At 65.8% G+C, this 17,799-nt stretch carries 12 protein-coding genes; 5 read left to right on the top strand and 7 right to left on the bottom strand.

The annotated features are described in order from the left end of the window. Nucleotides 1-18 precede the first annotated feature (18 nt). Complete coding sequence (locus M1P90_RS17815; protein WP_483696631.1) at nt 19-2,097, bottom strand: protein kinase domain-containing protein; 2,079 nt, start codon at nt 2,095-2,097, stop codon at nt 19-21. Nucleotides 2,098-2,199: 102 nt separating this feature from the next. Between M1P90_RS17815 and M1P90_RS17810 the strand changes: the two genes are divergently transcribed. Both M1P90_RS17810 and M1P90_RS17805 read left to right on the top strand, forming a co-directional pair. Next, the gene (locus tag M1P90_RS17810; protein ID WP_483696630.1) at nt 2,200-3,111 is read left to right on the top strand and encodes an aminoglycoside phosphotransferase family protein; all 912 of its coding nucleotides are present in this window, start codon (nt 2,200-2,202) and stop codon (nt 3,109-3,111) included. Between the two features lie 151 nt (nt 3,112-3,262). Next, nucleotides 3,263-4,528, top strand: a complete 1,266-nt coding sequence (locus M1P90_RS17805; protein WP_483696629.1) for a diaminopimelate decarboxylase — start codon at nt 3,263-3,265, stop codon at nt 4,526-4,528. 112 nt (nt 4,529-4,640) lie between these two features. On the opposite strand, the gene M1P90_RS17800 is transcribed toward M1P90_RS17805, so the two are convergent. From M1P90_RS17800 to M1P90_RS17790, 3 genes are all read right to left on the bottom strand, one after another. Then, nucleotides 4,641-5,411, bottom strand: a complete 771-nt coding sequence (locus tag M1P90_RS17800) for a GIDE domain-containing protein (protein WP_483696628.1) — start codon at nt 5,409-5,411, stop codon at nt 4,641-4,643. Nucleotides 5,412-5,559: 148 nt separating this feature from the next. Continuing rightward, nucleotides 5,560-7,080, bottom strand: coding sequence for a protein kinase domain-containing protein (locus tag M1P90_RS17795; RefSeq protein ID WP_483696627.1), 1,521 nt, complete (start codon nt 7,078-7,080; stop codon nt 5,560-5,562). 109 nt (nt 7,081-7,189) lie between these two features. Continuing rightward, the gene (locus M1P90_RS17790; protein ID WP_483696626.1) at nt 7,190-7,561 is read right to left on the bottom strand and encodes a hypothetical protein; all 372 of its coding nucleotides are present in this window, start codon (nt 7,559-7,561) and stop codon (nt 7,190-7,192) included. Between the two features lie 216 nt (nt 7,562-7,777). On the opposite strand from M1P90_RS17790, the gene M1P90_RS17785 reads away from it, so the two are divergent. Both M1P90_RS17785 and M1P90_RS17780 read left to right on the top strand, forming a co-directional pair. Next, nucleotides 7,778-8,710 carry a hypothetical protein gene (locus M1P90_RS17785; protein WP_483696625.1) on the top strand — a complete coding sequence of 311 codons (933 nt, stop codon included), beginning with the start codon at nt 7,778-7,780 and terminating at the stop codon, nt 8,708-8,710. Between the two features lie 369 nt (nt 8,711-9,079). Then, entirely contained in the window at nt 9,080-10,168 is a 1,089-nt protein-coding gene (locus M1P90_RS17780) for a hypothetical protein (RefSeq protein WP_483696624.1), read from the top strand. On the opposite strand, the gene M1P90_RS17775 is transcribed toward M1P90_RS17780, so the two are convergent. Beyond that, nucleotides 10,165-11,892 (bottom strand): CocE/NonD family hydrolase, encoded by a 1,728-nt coding sequence (locus M1P90_RS17775; RefSeq protein ID WP_483696623.1) that lies wholly within the window; start codon nt 11,890-11,892, stop codon nt 10,165-10,167. The genes M1P90_RS17780 and M1P90_RS17775 overlap by 4 nt on opposite strands. Nucleotides 11,893-12,116: 224 nt before the next feature. Here M1P90_RS17775 and rlmD point away from each other — a divergent pair, with 224 nt between their 5' ends. Beyond that, nucleotides 12,117-13,373, top strand: a complete 1,257-nt coding sequence (gene rlmD, locus M1P90_RS17770; RefSeq protein ID WP_483696622.1) for a 23S rRNA (uracil(1939)-C(5))-methyltransferase RlmD — start codon at nt 12,117-12,119, stop codon at nt 13,371-13,373. A 116-nt stretch (nt 13,374-13,489) separates the two neighbouring features. Here rlmD and M1P90_RS17765 read toward each other — a convergent pair whose 3' ends face one another. Together M1P90_RS17765 and M1P90_RS17760 are read right to left on the bottom strand one after the other, a co-directional pair. After that, entirely contained in the window at nt 13,490-14,143 is a 654-nt protein-coding gene (locus M1P90_RS17765; RefSeq protein ID WP_483696621.1) for a dihydrofolate reductase family protein, read from the bottom strand. Nucleotides 14,144-14,197: 54 nt separating this feature from the next. Next, nucleotides 14,198-17,785, bottom strand: a complete 3,588-nt coding sequence (locus M1P90_RS17760) for a flippase activity-associated protein Agl23 (protein ID WP_483696620.1) — start codon at nt 17,783-17,785, stop codon at nt 14,198-14,200. Nucleotides 17,786-17,799 lie beyond the last annotated feature (14 nt).

Raw genomic sequence — 17,799 nt, 5'->3', positions numbered from 1 at the left:
TTCTGAAACCTGCTCTTGCTAGCCGCGCAGCAGCGAGATCGCCAGCAGCGAGACCAGCAGCACAACCAGCAGGGCCAGGAACACATACATCAGCACGCGATCCCAGTTCAGGAAGCGCCAGTCGCCGGGCAAGGCGCGCTCGAAGCCATAGATGTGCATCCGAAACAAACCCTCGTCGTCGGGTGCGGGCTTGGCTGCCCTGGCGGGCTTGCCGTTTTTGGCTGGTGCAGGCGGTGGGGCGGGCGGCGGCACCGTGCCGAGGTCGAACAGCAGCTCGGTGACGGGAATGAATTTGATCACCACTTCGCTGAGCATAATGCGTGTATCGGCATTGGTGCTGCCCTGCGCCTTGCTGATCAGGCCGGCCAGCTCGGGCACCAGCTTCCACTCCGGCCGAACATCGCCAGCCATCTGCTCGTGGTAGATCGTGGTGAGCTTGCAGGTGCGCTGCAGCCATTTCTCGTCGATCAGCGGCAGGTCGTCGTTGCCTTCAAACGCTTCAGGGCGGCGGCGCCAGGTGGTGGTTTTGCGCTGAATCAGGCGGCCCACGCCGTCGCAGCGATCGCACTTAAGGCTGCCCGAGCCGGCGCATTCCGGGCAGGGCATCAGCGTCTCGGCCGGGCGCGCAACCGCCGTCGCGGCCTGGCTGCTGGTTGCATCGGCCTGGGCGTCGCCACGCCGACTGCTGGGCGTTTCGCGCTTCACCAGCACGCGCGCCGAGCCTTTGCAGCGCGGGCAGGTGATGCGGCCATTGCCGGTGCATACGTCGCACAGCAAAATGCGTGTCGAGCCAGGCAGCGTCAGCACAGTATCGCGCTCGGGCTGGAAGCCTTTGGGCGTTGGCAACTGCACGCCCCAGCGATCCTGCTCGCGCTCCAGCTGCGGCGGATGGGCCTGGTGGTCGGGCTCTTCGCTTGTTTGCACCGGCTCGCGCGTTTCGTACAGCACATTCAGGGTGTAGAAGTAGACGTTGTTGCTGGTGGCGCGGTGGAGAGCGGCCTGGCGGCCCAGCAGCGGCGTGCGAAACAGGCCAGACACACTCCACTTGTTGAGCAGCTCGGTGAGCACGTGCGCCTGTGACAGCGCCTCAGCGCGCTCGCGGGCCTTTTGCATCGGGCCTTTGATCAGGTCGGGGCCAAGCACTTTTTCAACCGGGTGCGGCTCGGCGGGCTTGGCTGGCACCGTCTGCGGCGCACCGGCGGGCGGGCTGAATCCTGGCACAACCAGCGGCATGGGCGCTGGCACGCCGCCAACCACCTGCGTCGGGCCGGTATGGCGGGCCAGCACCTGGTCGAGGTCGTCGATGGCGGCGCGCACGCTTGGGTAGCGCTTGGCCGGGTCAATCGCCAGCAGCGACTGCAGCACGCGGTCGACATCGGGCGGCAGGCCCTGCACGCCGCGCTCGCGCAGCTTGGGCGGCACGGTAAACGGCCCGCCAGTCTGGTCGGGCATGCCGGGCGTGTGATCCCAGGGCAGCGTGCCGCTCAGCATCTCGTAGAGCACCACGCCAATGCTGTAAATGTCGGACAGGTGCGTGACCGCGGTGGCCGAAGAGGCGTGCTCGGGCGAGAGGTAGCCCGGCGTGCCCATGACCTTGCTGGTGGTGGTCATGCCCGTGCGCCCCGACTCGCGCGCAATGCCGAAGTCGGTCAGCAGCACGCGCCCGGTCTGCTGCTCGACCAGAATATTGCCGGGCGAAATATCGCGGTGAATCACACCGTTCGCGTGCGCGTAGTCGAGCGCCACCCCAGCGTCGGTGAAAATGCGCATCGTGAGCTCGAGCGGCAGCGGGCGGCCGGGCTTCAGCAGGCTGCGCAGCGCCCCGCCCGTCACATATTCCATGATCGTATAGTAGAATGGCGGCTGGTAGCCGTGGTCGAAGATCTGGATGATATGGTCGTGGCGCAGGCGGCTGGTGATGCTGGCCTCGCGGCCAAAGCGGTCGACCCACTCGGGGTCTTGCGACATCAGCAGCTTGATCGCGCTCAGGCGGTTTTCCAGCGTCTGGTGGCGGCCAAGCCAGACCTCGCCGGTGCCGCCTTTGCCGATCTGGCGCTCAAGTTTGTAGTTGCCGATTCGCGTAGGAACGTTGGACATAGTGCTGCACTAAGCTCAAAACACGTGTGCGAATTCTGATTATACCATTGAATCGGCTGCCATAGGGTGTAGTACTTGCTGTTGTTTTGCTCTGGAGGAACCATGCAGCTTCCTGCCGAATTTTCGCGCACCATCACGCAGCTTTATGGCGAGCGCGGGCAGCGCTGGCTGGCCGAATTGCCGGCCCTGCTCGGCACGTTTGCGCAGCGCTGGGGGCTGGCGCTTGGCGCGCCCTTCACGCTTTCGTACAACTATGTCGCGCCCGCCACCCGCGCCGACGGCACGGCGGCGGTGCTGAAAGTGGGCGTGCCCAACCCCGAGCTGCTGAGCGAGATCGCCGCGCTGCGCCACTACGGCGGGCGCGGCATTGTGCGCCTGCTCGATGCCGACGCAGATGCGGGCGCGCTGCTGATCGAGCGGCTGGCGCCTGGCGTGCCGCTGGCGCAGCTTTCCAACGACGAGGAAGCCACTGCGCTCGCCGCCGGGGTCATGCGTGCGCTCTGGCAGCCCGCGCCCACCGAGCACGATTTCCCGACCGTGGCGCGCTGGGGGCAGGGCTTTGCGCGTATGCGGGCGCGCTTTGGCGGCGGCACTGGCCCGCTGCCGGCCGCGCTGGTTGGCCGCGCCGAGGCGCTGTTCGCGGAGTTGCTGGCGTCGGCCGGGCCGCCCACTCTGCTCCACGGCGACCTGCATCACGACAATATTCTCTCGGCGGGGCGCGCGCCCTGGCTGGCAATCGACCCGAAGGGCGTGGTTGGCGAGCCGGCCTTCGAGGTGGCGGCCTTTCTGCGCAACCCGCACGGGCGCGTGCTCCGCGCTGCGGACCCTGCGCGCCTGCTCGCCCGCCGCGTCGATATTTTCGCTGATGCGCTAGGAATTGAGCGAGCGCGGCTGCTGGCCTGGGGCTGTGCGCAAAACGTCCTCTCGGCCTGGTGGTCGATTGAGGATGGCGGCGATGGCTGGCAGGACGCGATTGCGATGGCGCAGATGATGAGTGACGGGGTGACGGGGTGACGGGGTGAACGTATTGCGAACCTGCAACTCTTTGCGCCCTCTGCGCTCTTTGCGGTTTATTCTTTTGCGCCCTTTGCGGTGAAATATCTGGTCGTCGGTCGTCAACCTGCAACATTCAAACCTGAAAACCTGCAACTCATGAGGACTTTGCATGCCCGAGAAAACCCTGCCCTTCAGCCGCGCGCAGCTTGAGGCAATCGCGGCCGACTTTCCCACGCCCTTCTACCTCTACGACGAGGCGGCCATCCGCGCAAACGCCCGCGCCCTGCTGCACGCCTTTCGCTGGAACCCCGGCTTTCGCGAGTACTTTGCGGTGAAAGCCACGCCAAACCCGTTCATCCTCAAGCTGCTGGCCGCCGAGGGTCTGGGCGCGGATTGCAGCTCGCTGCCCGAGCTACTGCTGGCCGAGCGCGCCGGCTTGCGCGGCGACGCAATCATGTTCACCTCGAACGACACGCCAATCGAGGAATTCCGGCTGGCGCGCGCGCTCGGCGCGGTGATCAATCTCGACGACATCGGGCATATTGCCTACCTCGCGGCGGGCGCGGGCCTGCCCGAGCCGCTGAGCTTCCGCTACAACCCGGGGGCGGAGCGCGCTGGCAACACCATCATCGGCCACCCCGAAGAAGCCAAGTTTGGGCTGACGCGCGCGCAGCTGTTTCGAGCCTACGCCGATGCACAGGCGCGTGGTGTGCGCCGCTTCGGGCTGCATGCCATGGTCGCCTCGAACGAGCTCGACCCGCAGTATTTTGTCGATACGGCGGCCATGCTGTTTGCGCTGGTGGGCGAGCTGCACGAACGGCTGGGCATCCGTTGCGTGTTCGTGAATATTGGTGGCGGCATTGGCATTCCCTACCGCCCCGAGCAGCAGCCGGTCGATCTGGCGCGCGTGTCGGCAGGCATTCGCGCGGCCTATGAGGCGATGATTGCCGCGCGCGGGCTGGCCCCGCTGGCGCTGCTGATGGAGTGCGGGCGCGTCGTTACCGGGCCGTATGGCTACCTCGTCACGCGCGTGCGGCACATGAAAGAAGGCTACAAGCGCTTTGTTGGCACCGATGCCTGCATGGCGAACCTGATGCGGCCGGGGATGTATGGCGCGTACCACCATGTCAGCGTGGTGGGGAAAGAAGATATTCCCGCTGATACGCTCTACGACGTGACCGGCTCGCTGTGCGAGAACAACGACAAGTTCGCAATCGACCGGGCGCTGCCGGCAGTGGCGGTGGGCGACCTGCTGGTGCTTCACGACGCGGGCGCGCACGGCCACGCCATGGGCTTCAACTACAACGGCAAATTGCGCTCGGCCGAGCTGCTGCTGCGCGCCGACGGCACCGTGCTGCCCATCCGCCGCGCCGAGACCGTCGAGGATTATTTCGCCACCCTGCCACTCGACCAGCTCGACGAATTCACCAGCTAAAGAAAGTACGAAGAACGTTTACCACCAAGACACCAAGACACCAAGGTCAGCATGAAGCTATAAAACCTTGGTGCCTTGGTGTCTTGGTGGTTAATTTTAAGCGTAAGGATGGCTAAATCATTCCGCGCAGGAGCAGCACGCGCCACGCGATCAGCACCAGCCCTAGGCTGCCGCTGATGCCAGCCGCGAAATAGTAGCCATACGCGGCCCAGCGGTTTGCGCTCACCAGCTGGCGCTCGCTGCGGTGGCTGATCAGAAAGGGCTGCTTGCCGTCGCGCGGGTGGCAGCGCAGCACCGGCTCGCCATTGCGCTCGCCCAGGTAGCCAAGCACATACACCTGCTGCCCGAGCGGCAGGCTGTGTTCGGTGCGCCAGCTGCGCCGCTCGCTATCGCCGAAGCTGGCGGTCATCACCTCGTAGCGCCGCTCGGTCTGCGCCATGTCGAGCGTGGCGTTTGGCGGCTCAACCTGCACGCGCCCGCTCGCGTCGCGCACCCAGAAGCTCGGCACGCGCTGGTCGTCGAAGTTCGTGCCGGTGTCGCGGCAAACCTGCCCATTCATGTCGCGGCTCTTTTTCACGTCAACAAAACGCGGTGGCCCCCATTCTTCCCAGGCGGTGGTGAGCGTGAAGGCCGCGCAGAGCTGCCCGCTGATCGGGCTGGTCAGCGAGTAGTTGTCGGCTTCGAGCACGCCCGTGATTTCGCAGCGCTGGCCGAGCGCGCCCTGCGCCCGCGCGATTGCGGGCAGGTCGGCGATGGGCGAGGTGGGCGTATCGGTGCTGGCGAGCATGCGATCTTCGCGGTTGGTTGCGAGCAGCGCGCATGCGATGCCCAGCAGCAGCAGCAGCGCGCCAGCGACAAACAGAACGATATCGAAGCGGGTCATGCAGTGTGCTCCATGCTAGCGGTTTTCGCACAGCATACGCCCGCCGGGGCGCGGCGACTGTGGCAGGATGCGCGCAAATCGGGAGCAGGAACGCGAACGCCGCCCCGCAGCAATGCGGGGCGGCGTCGAGGGTCGTTCTTGGGTGGGCCTACTGCGGCACAAATATGAGACCCTGCACCGTGGCGCGGTAGCGCGTGCCGTTCGCTTCGTCGGCAACCTTCACCGGGTCGCCAATAAAAGCTGGCGGCGCATTCTGGCTGGTGATCGCATCGGGGCCGTACTGCGGGTCGGTGCGCGCAACTTTGATAAACGTTTCCAGAAAGGCTGCCCGCACGTCCTGCCCGGTCGGCACGATGATCTCCTGGTCGCGCAGGGTGAACGTACCTTTCGGCACATACACGCGCTGCGGCGCAGCCGTTGGCGCTGCCTGCGCGCCGGGGATGTACTGCCCCACCAGCGCGCCCAGCTGGTCGGAGAACAGGTACACGCCCCCGCCGACGCAGCCGAGCACCAGCACCAGCACCAGCACCGACATCAGGCCGCGCAGAAAGCCGCCGCGTCGGCGCGGCTGCGCCACCGGAGGCTTCGCGGGCGTGGCAACGGGCGGTGCTGCGGCGGGCGTAGCCGAAGCAGCCGGCGCGGCCGGGCGCGCGGCGCTGGCTGCCGGCGGAGCCTGCACCTGCGGCTGGGGCGGCAGCACGCGCGTCGATTGCGCAACGCGCACCTGCGGCGGGGCGGCCGGCAAGGGGCGCAGCGCGGCGCGGAATTCCGCCACCGACTGAAAGCGATCTTCGGGCTTCATCTGCAGCGCCTTTTGCAGCGCCTCGGAAGTGCGCTTCGAGATCACAGGATTCAGGCCGTAGGCGGGCGGAAACGAGAAGGGCGGCTCGTCGCGCGGGTCGCGCCCGGTGATCATGTGGTGCAGCGTCGCCGCCAGCGCGTAGATGTCGGATGTGGGCGCGGCCAGGCCCTGGTACTGCTCGGGCGGCGCATAGCCGGGCGTGCCGATCTGCGTGCCGCGCTGGGCGCGCTGGAAGACCTTGGCAATGCCAAAGTCGATCAGCTTGACATTGCCATCCGGCTCGACCATGATGTTCGAAGGCTTCATATCGCGGAAGATGATCGGCTCGGGGCGCTGGTTGTGCAGGTAGTTCAGCACATCGCAGAGCTGGTCGGCCCAGGCCAGCACTTCGTCCTCGGGCAGCGCGCCGCGCTCGTGAATAATGTCTTCCATATCCTTGCCGCGCACAAAATCCATCACCAGATACTGGCGCTCTTCGTCCTTGAAGCTGGCGTAGATGCGCGGAATGCGCGGATGCGACAGCCGCTTGAGCAGCTGGGCTTCTTCGTTGAAGCGCTCGATTGCTTCCTTCTCCTCTTTCGGGTCGGTGAAGCGGTCGAGCATTTCCTTTACGGCATACACCGGGTCGCCATGCGGCTGACCGTTTGTGTCGGCCGCAACCGCCTGGTAGACCGCGCCCTGCCCGCCTTCCTTGATCACCTTCGTAATTTTGAACGACAGCGGGCCGTCGTTGTTCAAAATCACGTCGGACTGGCAGTGCATGCAGAATTTCGCCCGCGGCGGGTTGGGCTTATGGCAAATTGGGCAGAGGATTTGCTGCACCTCGGCCATGGGTTTCCTCGTGGGCGGCGGCATAACGCTCGCCATAGTCATTCTCCTGCGGTAGCGTAGCATATGGCTGCTGAATCGGCAAGCCGACCGGCACCGCTGTGTCGTTGCTAGAATGTACGCTGAAGCAGTGGCTGAAGTTGCATGCCTATGCCCCGGCCGCTGGCACCTTGTCGATGCCGCGGAACACCTGCTGCCCCAGCGAGCGCGCCAGCTCGACCATGCCGTCGGCACCGGCGGATGGCCCGCCAATGCGCAAACAGGCGTCGCAGCGCGTGGCGATGGCGTGCGCAACCGGGTGGAAAATTTCGTTGAAGATTGCGTCGCCGTGGTGGCCGCCAGCGGTTTCGATCAGCGGCAGCGCGAACCACTCGCCCAGCACGGGGATGTGCCCGGCGCGGAAGAGTGCGAGCGCGGCCTGGTTCATGGCCGCGACATTGGCGGCGATCAGGGTCGGGTCGTCGTTGGTGCCCGAGCGGTATGGCCCGGCAACCAGGATCATCAGTGGTGACTGGCTCATTAATAATTTCCTTTCAGAATGGGTAAAACAGCAACCACGAAGACACGAAATAGCCAAGCGTGATGCATTTGAGCCACAGAGTACACAGAGATCACTGAGTCGGGAACTAAAACTCGGTGTCCTCTGTGCGCTCTGTGGCCTGGTCGTTTCTGTCGTGCCGCCAAGAAAAGAGTGTAGCAGCAGCGCAATCGGCAGCAAACCGCCGCAGGAATGATATTGCCCGCGCCCGCGCAGTTCTGCTACACTTGCGCAATGAGCCTGCGCACCCGCATCTACATCAGCGTGGCGATCGGCCTCGCCATCCTGCTCATTCGCCTCCTGCCGATTGCGCGCTTCGGCAACGACACCGCGTGGCCGCATTGCTATGCCCGCGAGGTGCTGGCCGGGCGCGACCCCTACGGGCCGGTTTGCCAGTACTATGAGCCGGGAACGGGCCGGCTCTACCCAGCCAACCCGCTCACCACTGCCGTGCTGCTGCTGCCCTTCGCGCCCCTTTCGCAGGCGCACACCGCCGCGCTGGTGGCGGCGCTGAGCGGCGGGCTGGCGGCGTTTGGCCTGCTGCGCGGCGGGGCACCGTGGCGCTTGCTGGCGCTGGCCTCCGCGCCGGCCGTGTATGCGCTGTGGTTCGCGCAATGGGCGGTGCTGCTGCTGGCGGTGGCATTTCTGCCCGCGCTGCTGCCGCTCACGCTGGCGAAGCCGCACATTGGCCTGCCCGTCGCGCTCACCCGCCTGACCTGGCGGCGCGCGCTGGCCTGCGCGGCCTTTGTGCTGCTTTCGCTGCTGTTCCTGCCCGACTGGCCGTGGCGCTGGCTGGCGCAGGTGGGCGGCTTCAATGGCTTTGTGCCGCTGCTGACAGTGCCGGGCGCGCTGCTCGTGCTGGCGCTCGTGCGCTGGCGCGACCCCGACGCGCGCTTTTTGCTGCTGTGTGCGCTTGTGCCGCAGCGCGCCCTCTACGACGCGCCGATTCTGGCGGCGGCGCTGCGCACCCGAACCGAGATGCTGGTGTGGGCTGGTGCGAGCTGGCTCTACTGGCCGCTGCTCCTCTGGCTGGGCGATACTCAGCCGCATGTCGCGCTTGCCGTCGTTGTGACGGCCTACCTGCCCCTGCTGGCGCTGCTGCTCTGGCGGCGGGAAGGGTTGCAGGTTTGAACGTTGCAGGTTTGAACGTTGCGGGTCGCAAGTTCCAGCCCGGACGCGCGAACCTTCCAACCTGAGACCTGCCAACCTGTTAACCCCTCGCGCACTTTGCGGTTTTATTTTCTCCCTCACGAGTCTGCGCTGCCTGATATCACGCGCAGCTTCCTATCATCCTCGCATAATCTCCCTGTGAATGGCGTATATGGGCGTGCCGCGCCGCGCCGCGCTACACTGTAACTTGTCAAGGCCGCCAGGCGTCAGGAATAGCGTTCACAGAATCCGCTGGCTTCTTCTCCCCTGGTGGTTTTGAAACAACTTTCTCCATACAGTTTGCTCTACGAAAGGGGTTTTTCCGCGATGAAGCGTGTTTTATGGATAGGTTTGATTCTTCTTCTCGCCCTGCTGCCGGCTGCGGCGGCGGGCGCGCAAGCGCGTCAGCGCTGCTTCCCCGAAACCGGCCATTGCGTGTCGGGCGCGCTGCTCGAATACTGGGAGCGCAATGGCGGGCTGGCCGTTTTTGGCTACCCAATCAGCGACGAGCTACCAAACGAAACGGTGGAAGGAACGTGGGTCGGCCACACGCAGTGGTTCGAGCGCGACCGGCTGGAGCTGCACAGCGAAGGCGTATTGGCCGGGCGCATGGGCGCGCGCGTGCTGGAATTGCAGGGCCGCTCGTGGTTCGATTTCCCGCCCTTTGCGGGTGGCTTGCCCGCTGGCTGCGTGTACTTCGACCAGACGCGCCACAGCGTGTGCCAGCCGTTCCTGGGCTACTGGCAGCGCAATGGCGGGCTTGAGCGCTTTGGCTACCCGCTGAGCGAGCCAATGACCGAGACGATTGGCGGCTGGACGGGCACGGTGCAGTATTTCGAACGACGACGGCTGGAGCACCACACCGAGCTGCGCGGCACGCCGCATGAGGTGCTGCTGGGCCGGCTTGGGGCAGATGTGTATGCGGCTGCGCCGCCGCAGCTCTGCGTCACAGCGATTGAGCCAGTATTGCGCCCTTCGCTCGAGCAGGCAGCGGGCCTGATCGAAAACCTGGGCTGCCCCGCGCAGGCGCTCGTCAATGTGCCGGCGGCCTTCCAGCCCTACGACAACGGCCGCATGATCTGGGCAGACCTGGGCGCGGGCGGCAAGAAAATCTACAGCATCTACAACTCGCCGGTTGCGCCGGGCCGCCCGCTAACCTTCCAGGTGAACGACGACACCTGGACCGAAGCTGAGCCGGCTGAGTATGGCCTGACGCCGCCAGCCGGGCATGTTGCGCCGGTGCGGGGCTTTGGCAAGCTGTGGGTCAGCAACAAGTTTGTGCGCGAGGCGCTGGGCTGGCCGCTCGCGCCCGAGCAGGGCGGCAGCGCGGTGGTGCAGCAGTTCAGCAGCGGCGCGACGGTGCTGTGGATGCCGGGCGATAGCGCCGTATATGTACTCGACACGCGCCCCGGCAACACGCGCGCGCTCAGCTTCCGCTAAACGAGCGGCAGCATCAGGGCCGAAGGATGCTCGGCATCGTGGAAGATCGTCTGGTCGGCGGCGCGCATGGCCGTGCCGCTGACCAGCGGCTCCCCGGTGCCGAGATTGCGATTCCAGCGCGGGTGCGCGCCACTCGCCACATGCAAACGAATGCGGTGGCCGCGCCGAAAGCGCACTGCTGTGTTCCACATGTCGATCTCGATGCGCAGGCTGCCGTCGGGCTGGGGTGCGCCGCTGCCGGGCACCAGGCGCAGCAAGCCCTCGCAGAGGTTGACCGAGCGCCCGTCGGGATGCACATCGCACAGCCGCCCGAGGAAATCGGTGTGGGGCAGGCTGGAACGCACATACAGCACCAGCCGCACCGGGCCAATCACATCCACGTCGCGGTCGAGCGGGGCGCTGGTGTAGCACAGCACATCGGCACGCGCTTCCAGCGGGCGCTGATCCTGTGGGCCGTTTATCGGGCTGTTCAGGCGCGCCCCGCCAATCACGGGCGTGGGGTCGCTTGGGTCGTAGCGAAAGCGGTCGGGCAGGGCGTCGGCGGGCTGCTCGCGGCCCAGCGCAAAGCCACCGTGCAGGAAAAAGGGCGTGATCTGCGCGGGCGGCGGCCAGGCCGGGTATTCGCGCCATTCGTCTGCGCCCATCTGGAACACGCGCACTGGTTCCCTCGCTTCGGGCGGCGCATCTTTCAGGTGCCGGTCGAACCAGCGCAGGCCGCCGCGCAATGCCTCCAGCACCATCTCGTCGTCGGCATGAATCCACGGCCCGATCGTCAGGAAGGGCGCGCGCCCAGCCGCCACCTGCGCGCTGTAGTCGGCCAGCATCTCGCGCTGAATGAGGTCGTACCAGCCGCCAAAGAAATGCATCGGCACGGCCACGTTCGGCACCTTCGCGGTGTGGTCGCGCTGCTGCCAGTAGGGCGCGTGCAGGTCGGTGTGGCGCAGCCAATCCTGGTAGAACCCGACGCTATGCCCAACTACCTGCGCGTCGGCCGCGCCCAGCGGCAGTTGCCGAAAACCGCGCTCCAGCCGTTTTTCCATGCCCGCAACGGCGAGGAACAGCGCAGGCCACGAGGGCGTGGGGTTTTCGGGAGTGCTCTGCGTTTCGGTGATGCCCACCCAGGTCAGCAGCGTGTCGAGGCCAAACGCGCCATCCATGTGCGTGAGCGAGCCAAGCTGCGCGCCTGTGACCATGGGCACCATAGCCTGAAGCTCGGGCGGCGCGGCGGCGGCAAGCGCCCACTGGACATAGCCCAGGTAGCTCGGCCCCCATGTGCCCAGCCGCCCATCAAACCAGCGCTGCGCCCGCAGCCATTCGAGTGTCGCCATGCCGTCGGCGGCCTCGTCCACCAGCGGCTCGAAGGTGCCGCCCGAGCCAAAGCGCCCACGCGTGAGCTGAACGACCACATGGTAGCCGCGCTCGGCCATGCGCTGCGCCAGCAGGCCCCAGATCATCCCCGCAATGCCGGCCTCGGCCCATTTCCCGTAGGGCGAGCGGATCAAAATCGTTGGGAAGGCACCCGGCCCGCGTGGCGCGTAGTGGTCGGCGGTCAGCGTCACGCCATCGCCCACCGGCACCGGGATGTTGCGCTGGGCGCGCACAGCATTCTGCGCTGGCGGCAATTTCAGCACGCGCGACCAGATGCGCTGGCGCACGGCTGGCACGCCCAGCGCGGCGGCAATACCCAACCCGGCGGCCCCGGCCAACAGGCGTTTCCGCGCCATATGCTCCTCGCTTTCGTTTGCGGCGATGCGGGGATTATACGCGATTCCGCCGCATCCGTGCGCCCGCCTCGCGGGCTTGAAGTGCAACACACCAAGCCCCGTTCACGGGGCGTCGCTCAGTAGCGCGGTGGCTTGAGCCCCGCGCGGCCCACGCCGAAGCGCCCGCACCCGCGCTGATCCGTGCTATACTGCCCGGCGGTTCACACAGCAAGTAGATGGATAGCATGACAAGTAATTGGCCGGAAACACTGGAAATAACGCTCGACGGCATTGCGCAGGGCGGCGAGGGCGTGGGCCGCTGGAACGAGCGCGTGGTTTTTGCGGGCGGCGGCCTGCCCGGCGAGCGCGTGCAGGTGCGCCTGAGCGAGCGCCACGACAGCTACGCGCGCGGCACGGTCACCGAGGTGCTCGAAGTTGCGCCAGAGCGCGTCGAGCCGCGTTTGCCCGGCGCAGATCATATTCCGTGGCAGCATATCGACTACGCGGCGCAGCTGCGTTTCAAGCAGCAAATCGTGGCCGACCAGCTAGCGAAAATTGGCGGCATGCCCGACCTGCCGGTGGCCGAAACCCTGCCCGCGCCCGAACCATGGGCCTACCGCAACAGCGCGCGCCTGCACGGCGCGGGCAACGCGCTAGGCTACTACGCCGCCGACTCGCGCGACCTCCAGCCGATCGAGAGCGACCGGCTGCTGCTGCCGGTGCTGAACGAGGCGCTGGCGGCCCTGCGCGCCGTGCTGCGCGACGACGCCCCGGCCGAGCTGGTGCTGCGCGCAAGCGAAACGCATGGCTATGCGCTCGCGGCGCTGCGGCCGGCCGCCAACACCAACCCGCTGCTGCTGGTGCAGCGCTGGCGCGCAAACTGCCCCGCGCTGGCAGGCGTTACGGTGCGCGCGCCCGGCCAGCCCGACTTGCCACTCGGCGCGGCCAACCTGATCGAAGAATTGGGCGAGATCAACTTCCAGCTGCGGCCCGGCACCTTTTTTCAGGTGAATCGCGCCTCGGCTGAGCGCTTGCTGGCGCTGGCAAGCCAGGGCCTGGCGCTTACGGGCGAAGAGCGCACGCTCGACCTGTACTGCGGCGCGGGCGCGTTTGCCCTGCCGCTGGCGGCGCACGCTCGCGAGGTGGTTGGCATCGAGGAGTTTGCCGGCGCAGTCGAAGATGGCCGCGCCAGCGCCGAGCTGAATGGCGTGGCGAATGTCCAGTTTCTGGCCGGGCGCGTCGAGGCTATGCTGGCGCTGGCCGATGGCCCAGCCGACGCGGTGGTGCTCGACCCGCCCCGGCGCGGCTGCCACCCGCAGGCAATCGCGGAGCTGCTGCGGCTCGCGCCTGCGCGAATTGTGTATGTGTCGTGCCAGCCGGCCACCCTCGCCCGCGACCTGAAGCTGCTGGCCGAAGGCGGCTATGCAATCACAGGCGTGCAGCCGGTCGATCTGTTCCCGCAAACCGCGCACATCGAGTGCGTGACAGTGCTGACGCGCTAAGGCGCAGGAGTCAGTCGTCAGGCTTCAGAAGTCAGGCATACCAAAGGCGCCGAGCAAACATCGCTCGGCGCCTTTCGTGCATCTTTGCAGCGGCTATTGTATCCTTTTGCTGGGCATTACACGCGTTTGTGAACAACGTCGTAGCGCAGCAAGATGTTGTTGGAGCCTTCCCACCTGCGGGTGCCGATGAGCCGCAGCGATGTGGCTGCCTTGCCCACGAAAACCGGGACACCCTGCCCTAAAACACGATTGCCAATCAGCAAATGGATCTCATCGATCAGGTCGTGTGCCAGCAGATCGTTCCAGAGCGTGCTGCTGCCAGTGATCAAAATATCTTTGCCCTGCTGGCGCTTGAGCTCGGCAAGCTGCTCGTAGATGTCTTGCCGCCCGATAATGGTTACATTCTGCCATTTCCCCGTCAACGTATCCGAGACGACGATGCCCTGAATGGACTTGCCCGCCTGGGAAAGATCACGTTGCGCGTCGGTCCACTCTTCCGAGGAAGGATTATCAGCGACTTTGGGCCAGAAACTCTGGAAAAGCTCGAAGGAAACGCGGCCCATGAGATGTATGTCGGCGGTACCTAGCAGTTCGGTATTATACGAATCGAAGACATCGCCCATCATTGGGAACATGACCGTAACATCATTCCCGAGACCGGTGTGATAGCCATCGAGGGAGATGACGTTGTAGACAATGATTTTGCGCATAACCGTTCCCGTTGAAAGAGTCAAGATCTCGCCTTTCGGGCGCGCGATGCCGCTATGCACTCAGCGCGCCTTCCAACGCCTATCTCCCATCCCCCGTGCCCCGCTCGGCAGGCGCTAGCGCCCCGAGGCTGGCAGCTTGAAGCTCATCACCCGGCTGTTGCCCCGGTCGACGACATAGACATTTCCGTTGGGCGCGACAGCCACGCCACTCGGCAGCGTGATCGACGCAAAGTCGTTGCCCTTGCCGCCCCAGCGCAACAATGCGTCGCCGGCGGTGGTGGTGTACAGCAGCTGGTTGCGGCCTGGCACGCTTACAAACACCTGCCCGTTCGCGCCCACCGCAATAAACGGGTCGTCGTAGGTGCTGGGCTGCCAGCCCTGCACGCGCCACGTCGCCGTGGGCGTCGGGCTGATTGTGCCGTTTTCGCCCTTGCCGAAGACCTGCACGCGGCCATTCCAGGTGTCGGCCACATACACATCGCCCTGCGCATCGACCGCCACGCCAATCGGCTCGTTGAACGCGCCCGGCTCGTTGCCGGCGTGGCCCCACTGGAACAGGAACTTGCCCTCGCTGTCGGTCACCACAATGCGCTTGTTGCCGGTGTCGGCCACATACACATTGCCCTGCGCGTCTACCGCAATGCCACGCGGGCCATAGAAGCCGAGCGGCGCGGCATTATTCCCCGCCTCGGTGCCGTCGGTCATCATTGCGCTGCGGCCATTGCCGATGTCGTTGCCGGTGCCCCAGCTCTTCACAAATGTGCCGGTCGAGTCGAACTTGACCACGCGCGCATTCCAGGTGTCGGCCACGTACATATTGCCCTGCGCGTCGGCTGCAACGCCGTGCGGCTCGTTGAACTGGCCCTCGCCACTGCCGAGCGAACCGACCGCAAACTTGGGCTCGCCCTGCGCGTCGAATACCTGAATGCGGTGGTTGCCAGTGTCGGCCACATACACATTGCCCTGCGGGTCGATCGCCAGGCCACGTGGGTCGGCAAATTGCCCTTCGCCATTACCCGGGCTGCCAAACACCTGCTCGGACACCAGCTTCACCGTTTCGCTGCTGGTGCCGGTGCCGCCAGTTGCCTCGCCGCTCGCCACCAGGTCTTTGCGCACCCAGACTTCCATCTCGCGGCCATACACCTGCAGCGGGTCGGGCAGCTCACGGTAGAGCAGGTAGTTCTTCACCGTGTTCCAGTTTTCCGGCTGGAAGGGCCACACCAGCGGCGCATACACCGGCGCGTAGGAGAAGCCATCGACATTCAGGTTCTTGCATTGTGGGTCGGCCTTGGCGTTGGCCACGGTGGCGCTGCTGTAGTAGAAGCGCTTGTAGCCAGGCTGGCTGGGGTCGCAGCCGCTCAGGTCGCCTTCGGGGAAATACCAGTTCAGCTTGGAGCTATATTTTTTGACATAATTTTCTTCCAGGGCCTGCCGCGTCATCTCGGTGATGTGCGGCACGTACGCCAGCACCACTGGCGCGAATTCTTTCTCGCCGTCGGGCTGGTTGCGATCCACCGGCACCTGGAAGGAGTCGGCAGTAGCGTTCTGGAAGAAATCGGCCTTGCGGCTTTCGATGCGCTGGAAATCGCGCAGATACCACTGGTACGGCCAGGCCAGGCTGCCTTCGCCGCCCGCGTCGCCCGAGTCCATAATCACCGGCATGGTGTGGCCGCCGGTCGGGTCCTCGGCGTTGCGCTGGTTGCGCGTCTGGTTGATCGCCAGGGTGCGAATGTCGTTCACAATCAGCGGCACGTCGGGCGGGCTTTGCACATAGATCAGCATCTCGATCGGCGTGTCGGGGTGGTCGTACACCACCATCCAGCTTGCGCGCACACTATAGGCCGTCAGTAAGCCGAAAATCGTCAGCGCGCAGATCGTAAGCGTGGCGCGGCCCCCCAGGTGCTGCCCAATCGTCAGCAGGCCAAAGATCAGCAAGCCGGCAATCAGCAATGGCACCAGCGCCTGGAGCATCGCCGCCTGGCCGGCCTGGCCCTCGCCCGCCGAGGAGAAGCGCCACAGCGCCACGCCAATCGCCACCAGCGCCAGCGTCAGCGCGATCGGGATCAGGCCAGCGCGCCGGTCGGGCAGGTCGCGCCACTCCACCGAGTCGATCAGGCGGCCAATCGCCCATGCGGCCAGCAGGTTGCCGGGCAGAGCGATGTGTGTGAGCAGCCAGGGCATTTTTTCGCCGGCCCACGAGAAGGCCACCAGCGCGCCAACGAACCAGAAGGCCAGAAACAGTGGGAACAGCGGTGCGGGCGCGAATGCGGGCCTGGGCGCAACCGCCACGGCTTCCGGCAGCGGGGCGTGTTCGGTGCCATTCAGCTCGGTTTCGGCCAGCTCGGTGGTTGCGCCGTCGGCAACTGCTTCACTTTCGGGCAGCACCAGCGCGGCAGGCTCGGCAAGGGGCTGCGGGCCGCGCCACCAGCCGCTGATCACCAGATACACCACCAGACCCGTTAGCGCCGCGCTGATCAGCACGCCCACGCCGCCAAACAGCCCAGCCGCGTAGATCAGCAGCGCGCCCACAACAATCCACGCCAGCGCAGCAATGCGCGCCCGGCCCCAGGCCAGCAGCACCGAGGCCGCGCCAACCGCGCCAAGCAGCGCAATCGGTTCGTACACCGGCAGCAGCATCAGGTAGTAGTACCAGGGCTGCTTGCCGCGCGCGTATTCGTGCTGCGAGCCAAGCCAGTAGGCCAGGCCCTGGTATAAGCCATCCAGCACGCCGCGCAGGTCGGTGAAGAAGTTGCTGAACAACAGCACGAAAATGCCGACCAGAATGCCCAGCGCCGTCCACAGCACCGATCGCTCGTCGCGCCACAGCGCCAGCAGGCGCGTGCTCACGGTCGGCTCAGAATCCCAGATGCGCATGGAGAGCAGGCCCACGGCGAGAACCGTGCTAAACAGCAGGCCCAGACCGCCGCCGCGCAGGTTCGCGGTGATCTGCGGGTTGAGCGCAGTGAGCGCGAGCGTCACCGCCAGCGCCACGCCCAGGCCAATCATCAGCGTGCGGCGCGGCAGGCGCTCAGCGCCAACGCGAATGAGCAGGAAAGAGCCAAACAGGAAGAACAGAATGTAATACAGCTCGTGCGTCGCCATCGCCAGCGCCGTCGCCGCCGCCGTGAGGTAGAGGTAGCGTGGCCGCCCGCTGTCGATATAGCGGAACATGCCAATCACCATCCAGAATGCCCACAGGACGATCAGTGCGTCGTGGCGCGAAAAGCGCGTGAAGTAGAGCAGCGACGGCGCGAATGTCAGCAGCGCGGCGGCGACCAGCGTGCCGGTGCGGCCAAAGTAGGGGCGCAGCATCCACGCCGACACAGTCAGCAGAATGCCGGCCAGCGCTTCGGGCAGGCGCGCCTGGGCTTCGCCATCGCCAAACAGAAAGAACGAGATCAGCGTGAGGACGTAGTAGGCCGGCCCGTGGTACACCGGGTCGTAGCAGTAGCTCGGGGCGGTGCGCTGGCCCGCGCAGTTGAAACCCGTCGCGCCGGTATAGTAGCGCCAGCTCGTCCAGCTCGTCACCGATTCGTCGTGGTGCATGGCCATATGGTCCAGCGCCCACAGGTGTGCAACGATGCTCAGCACCACCAGCAGACCAAAGGCCAGCACTTCGAGGTTCAGCCACGAAAAATCAAGCGCCCGGTCGAGCAAGCGCGGCGCGCGGTAATCACGGGTTTCGCGGGGGATGGCGGCCATAGCGTCCTCAAATA

The organism is Kouleothrix sp. 19917 (assembly GCF_057073505.1).
Note: the sequence above shows the minus strand (reverse complement) of the source record. Positions and strands in the feature narration are given on the sequence as shown.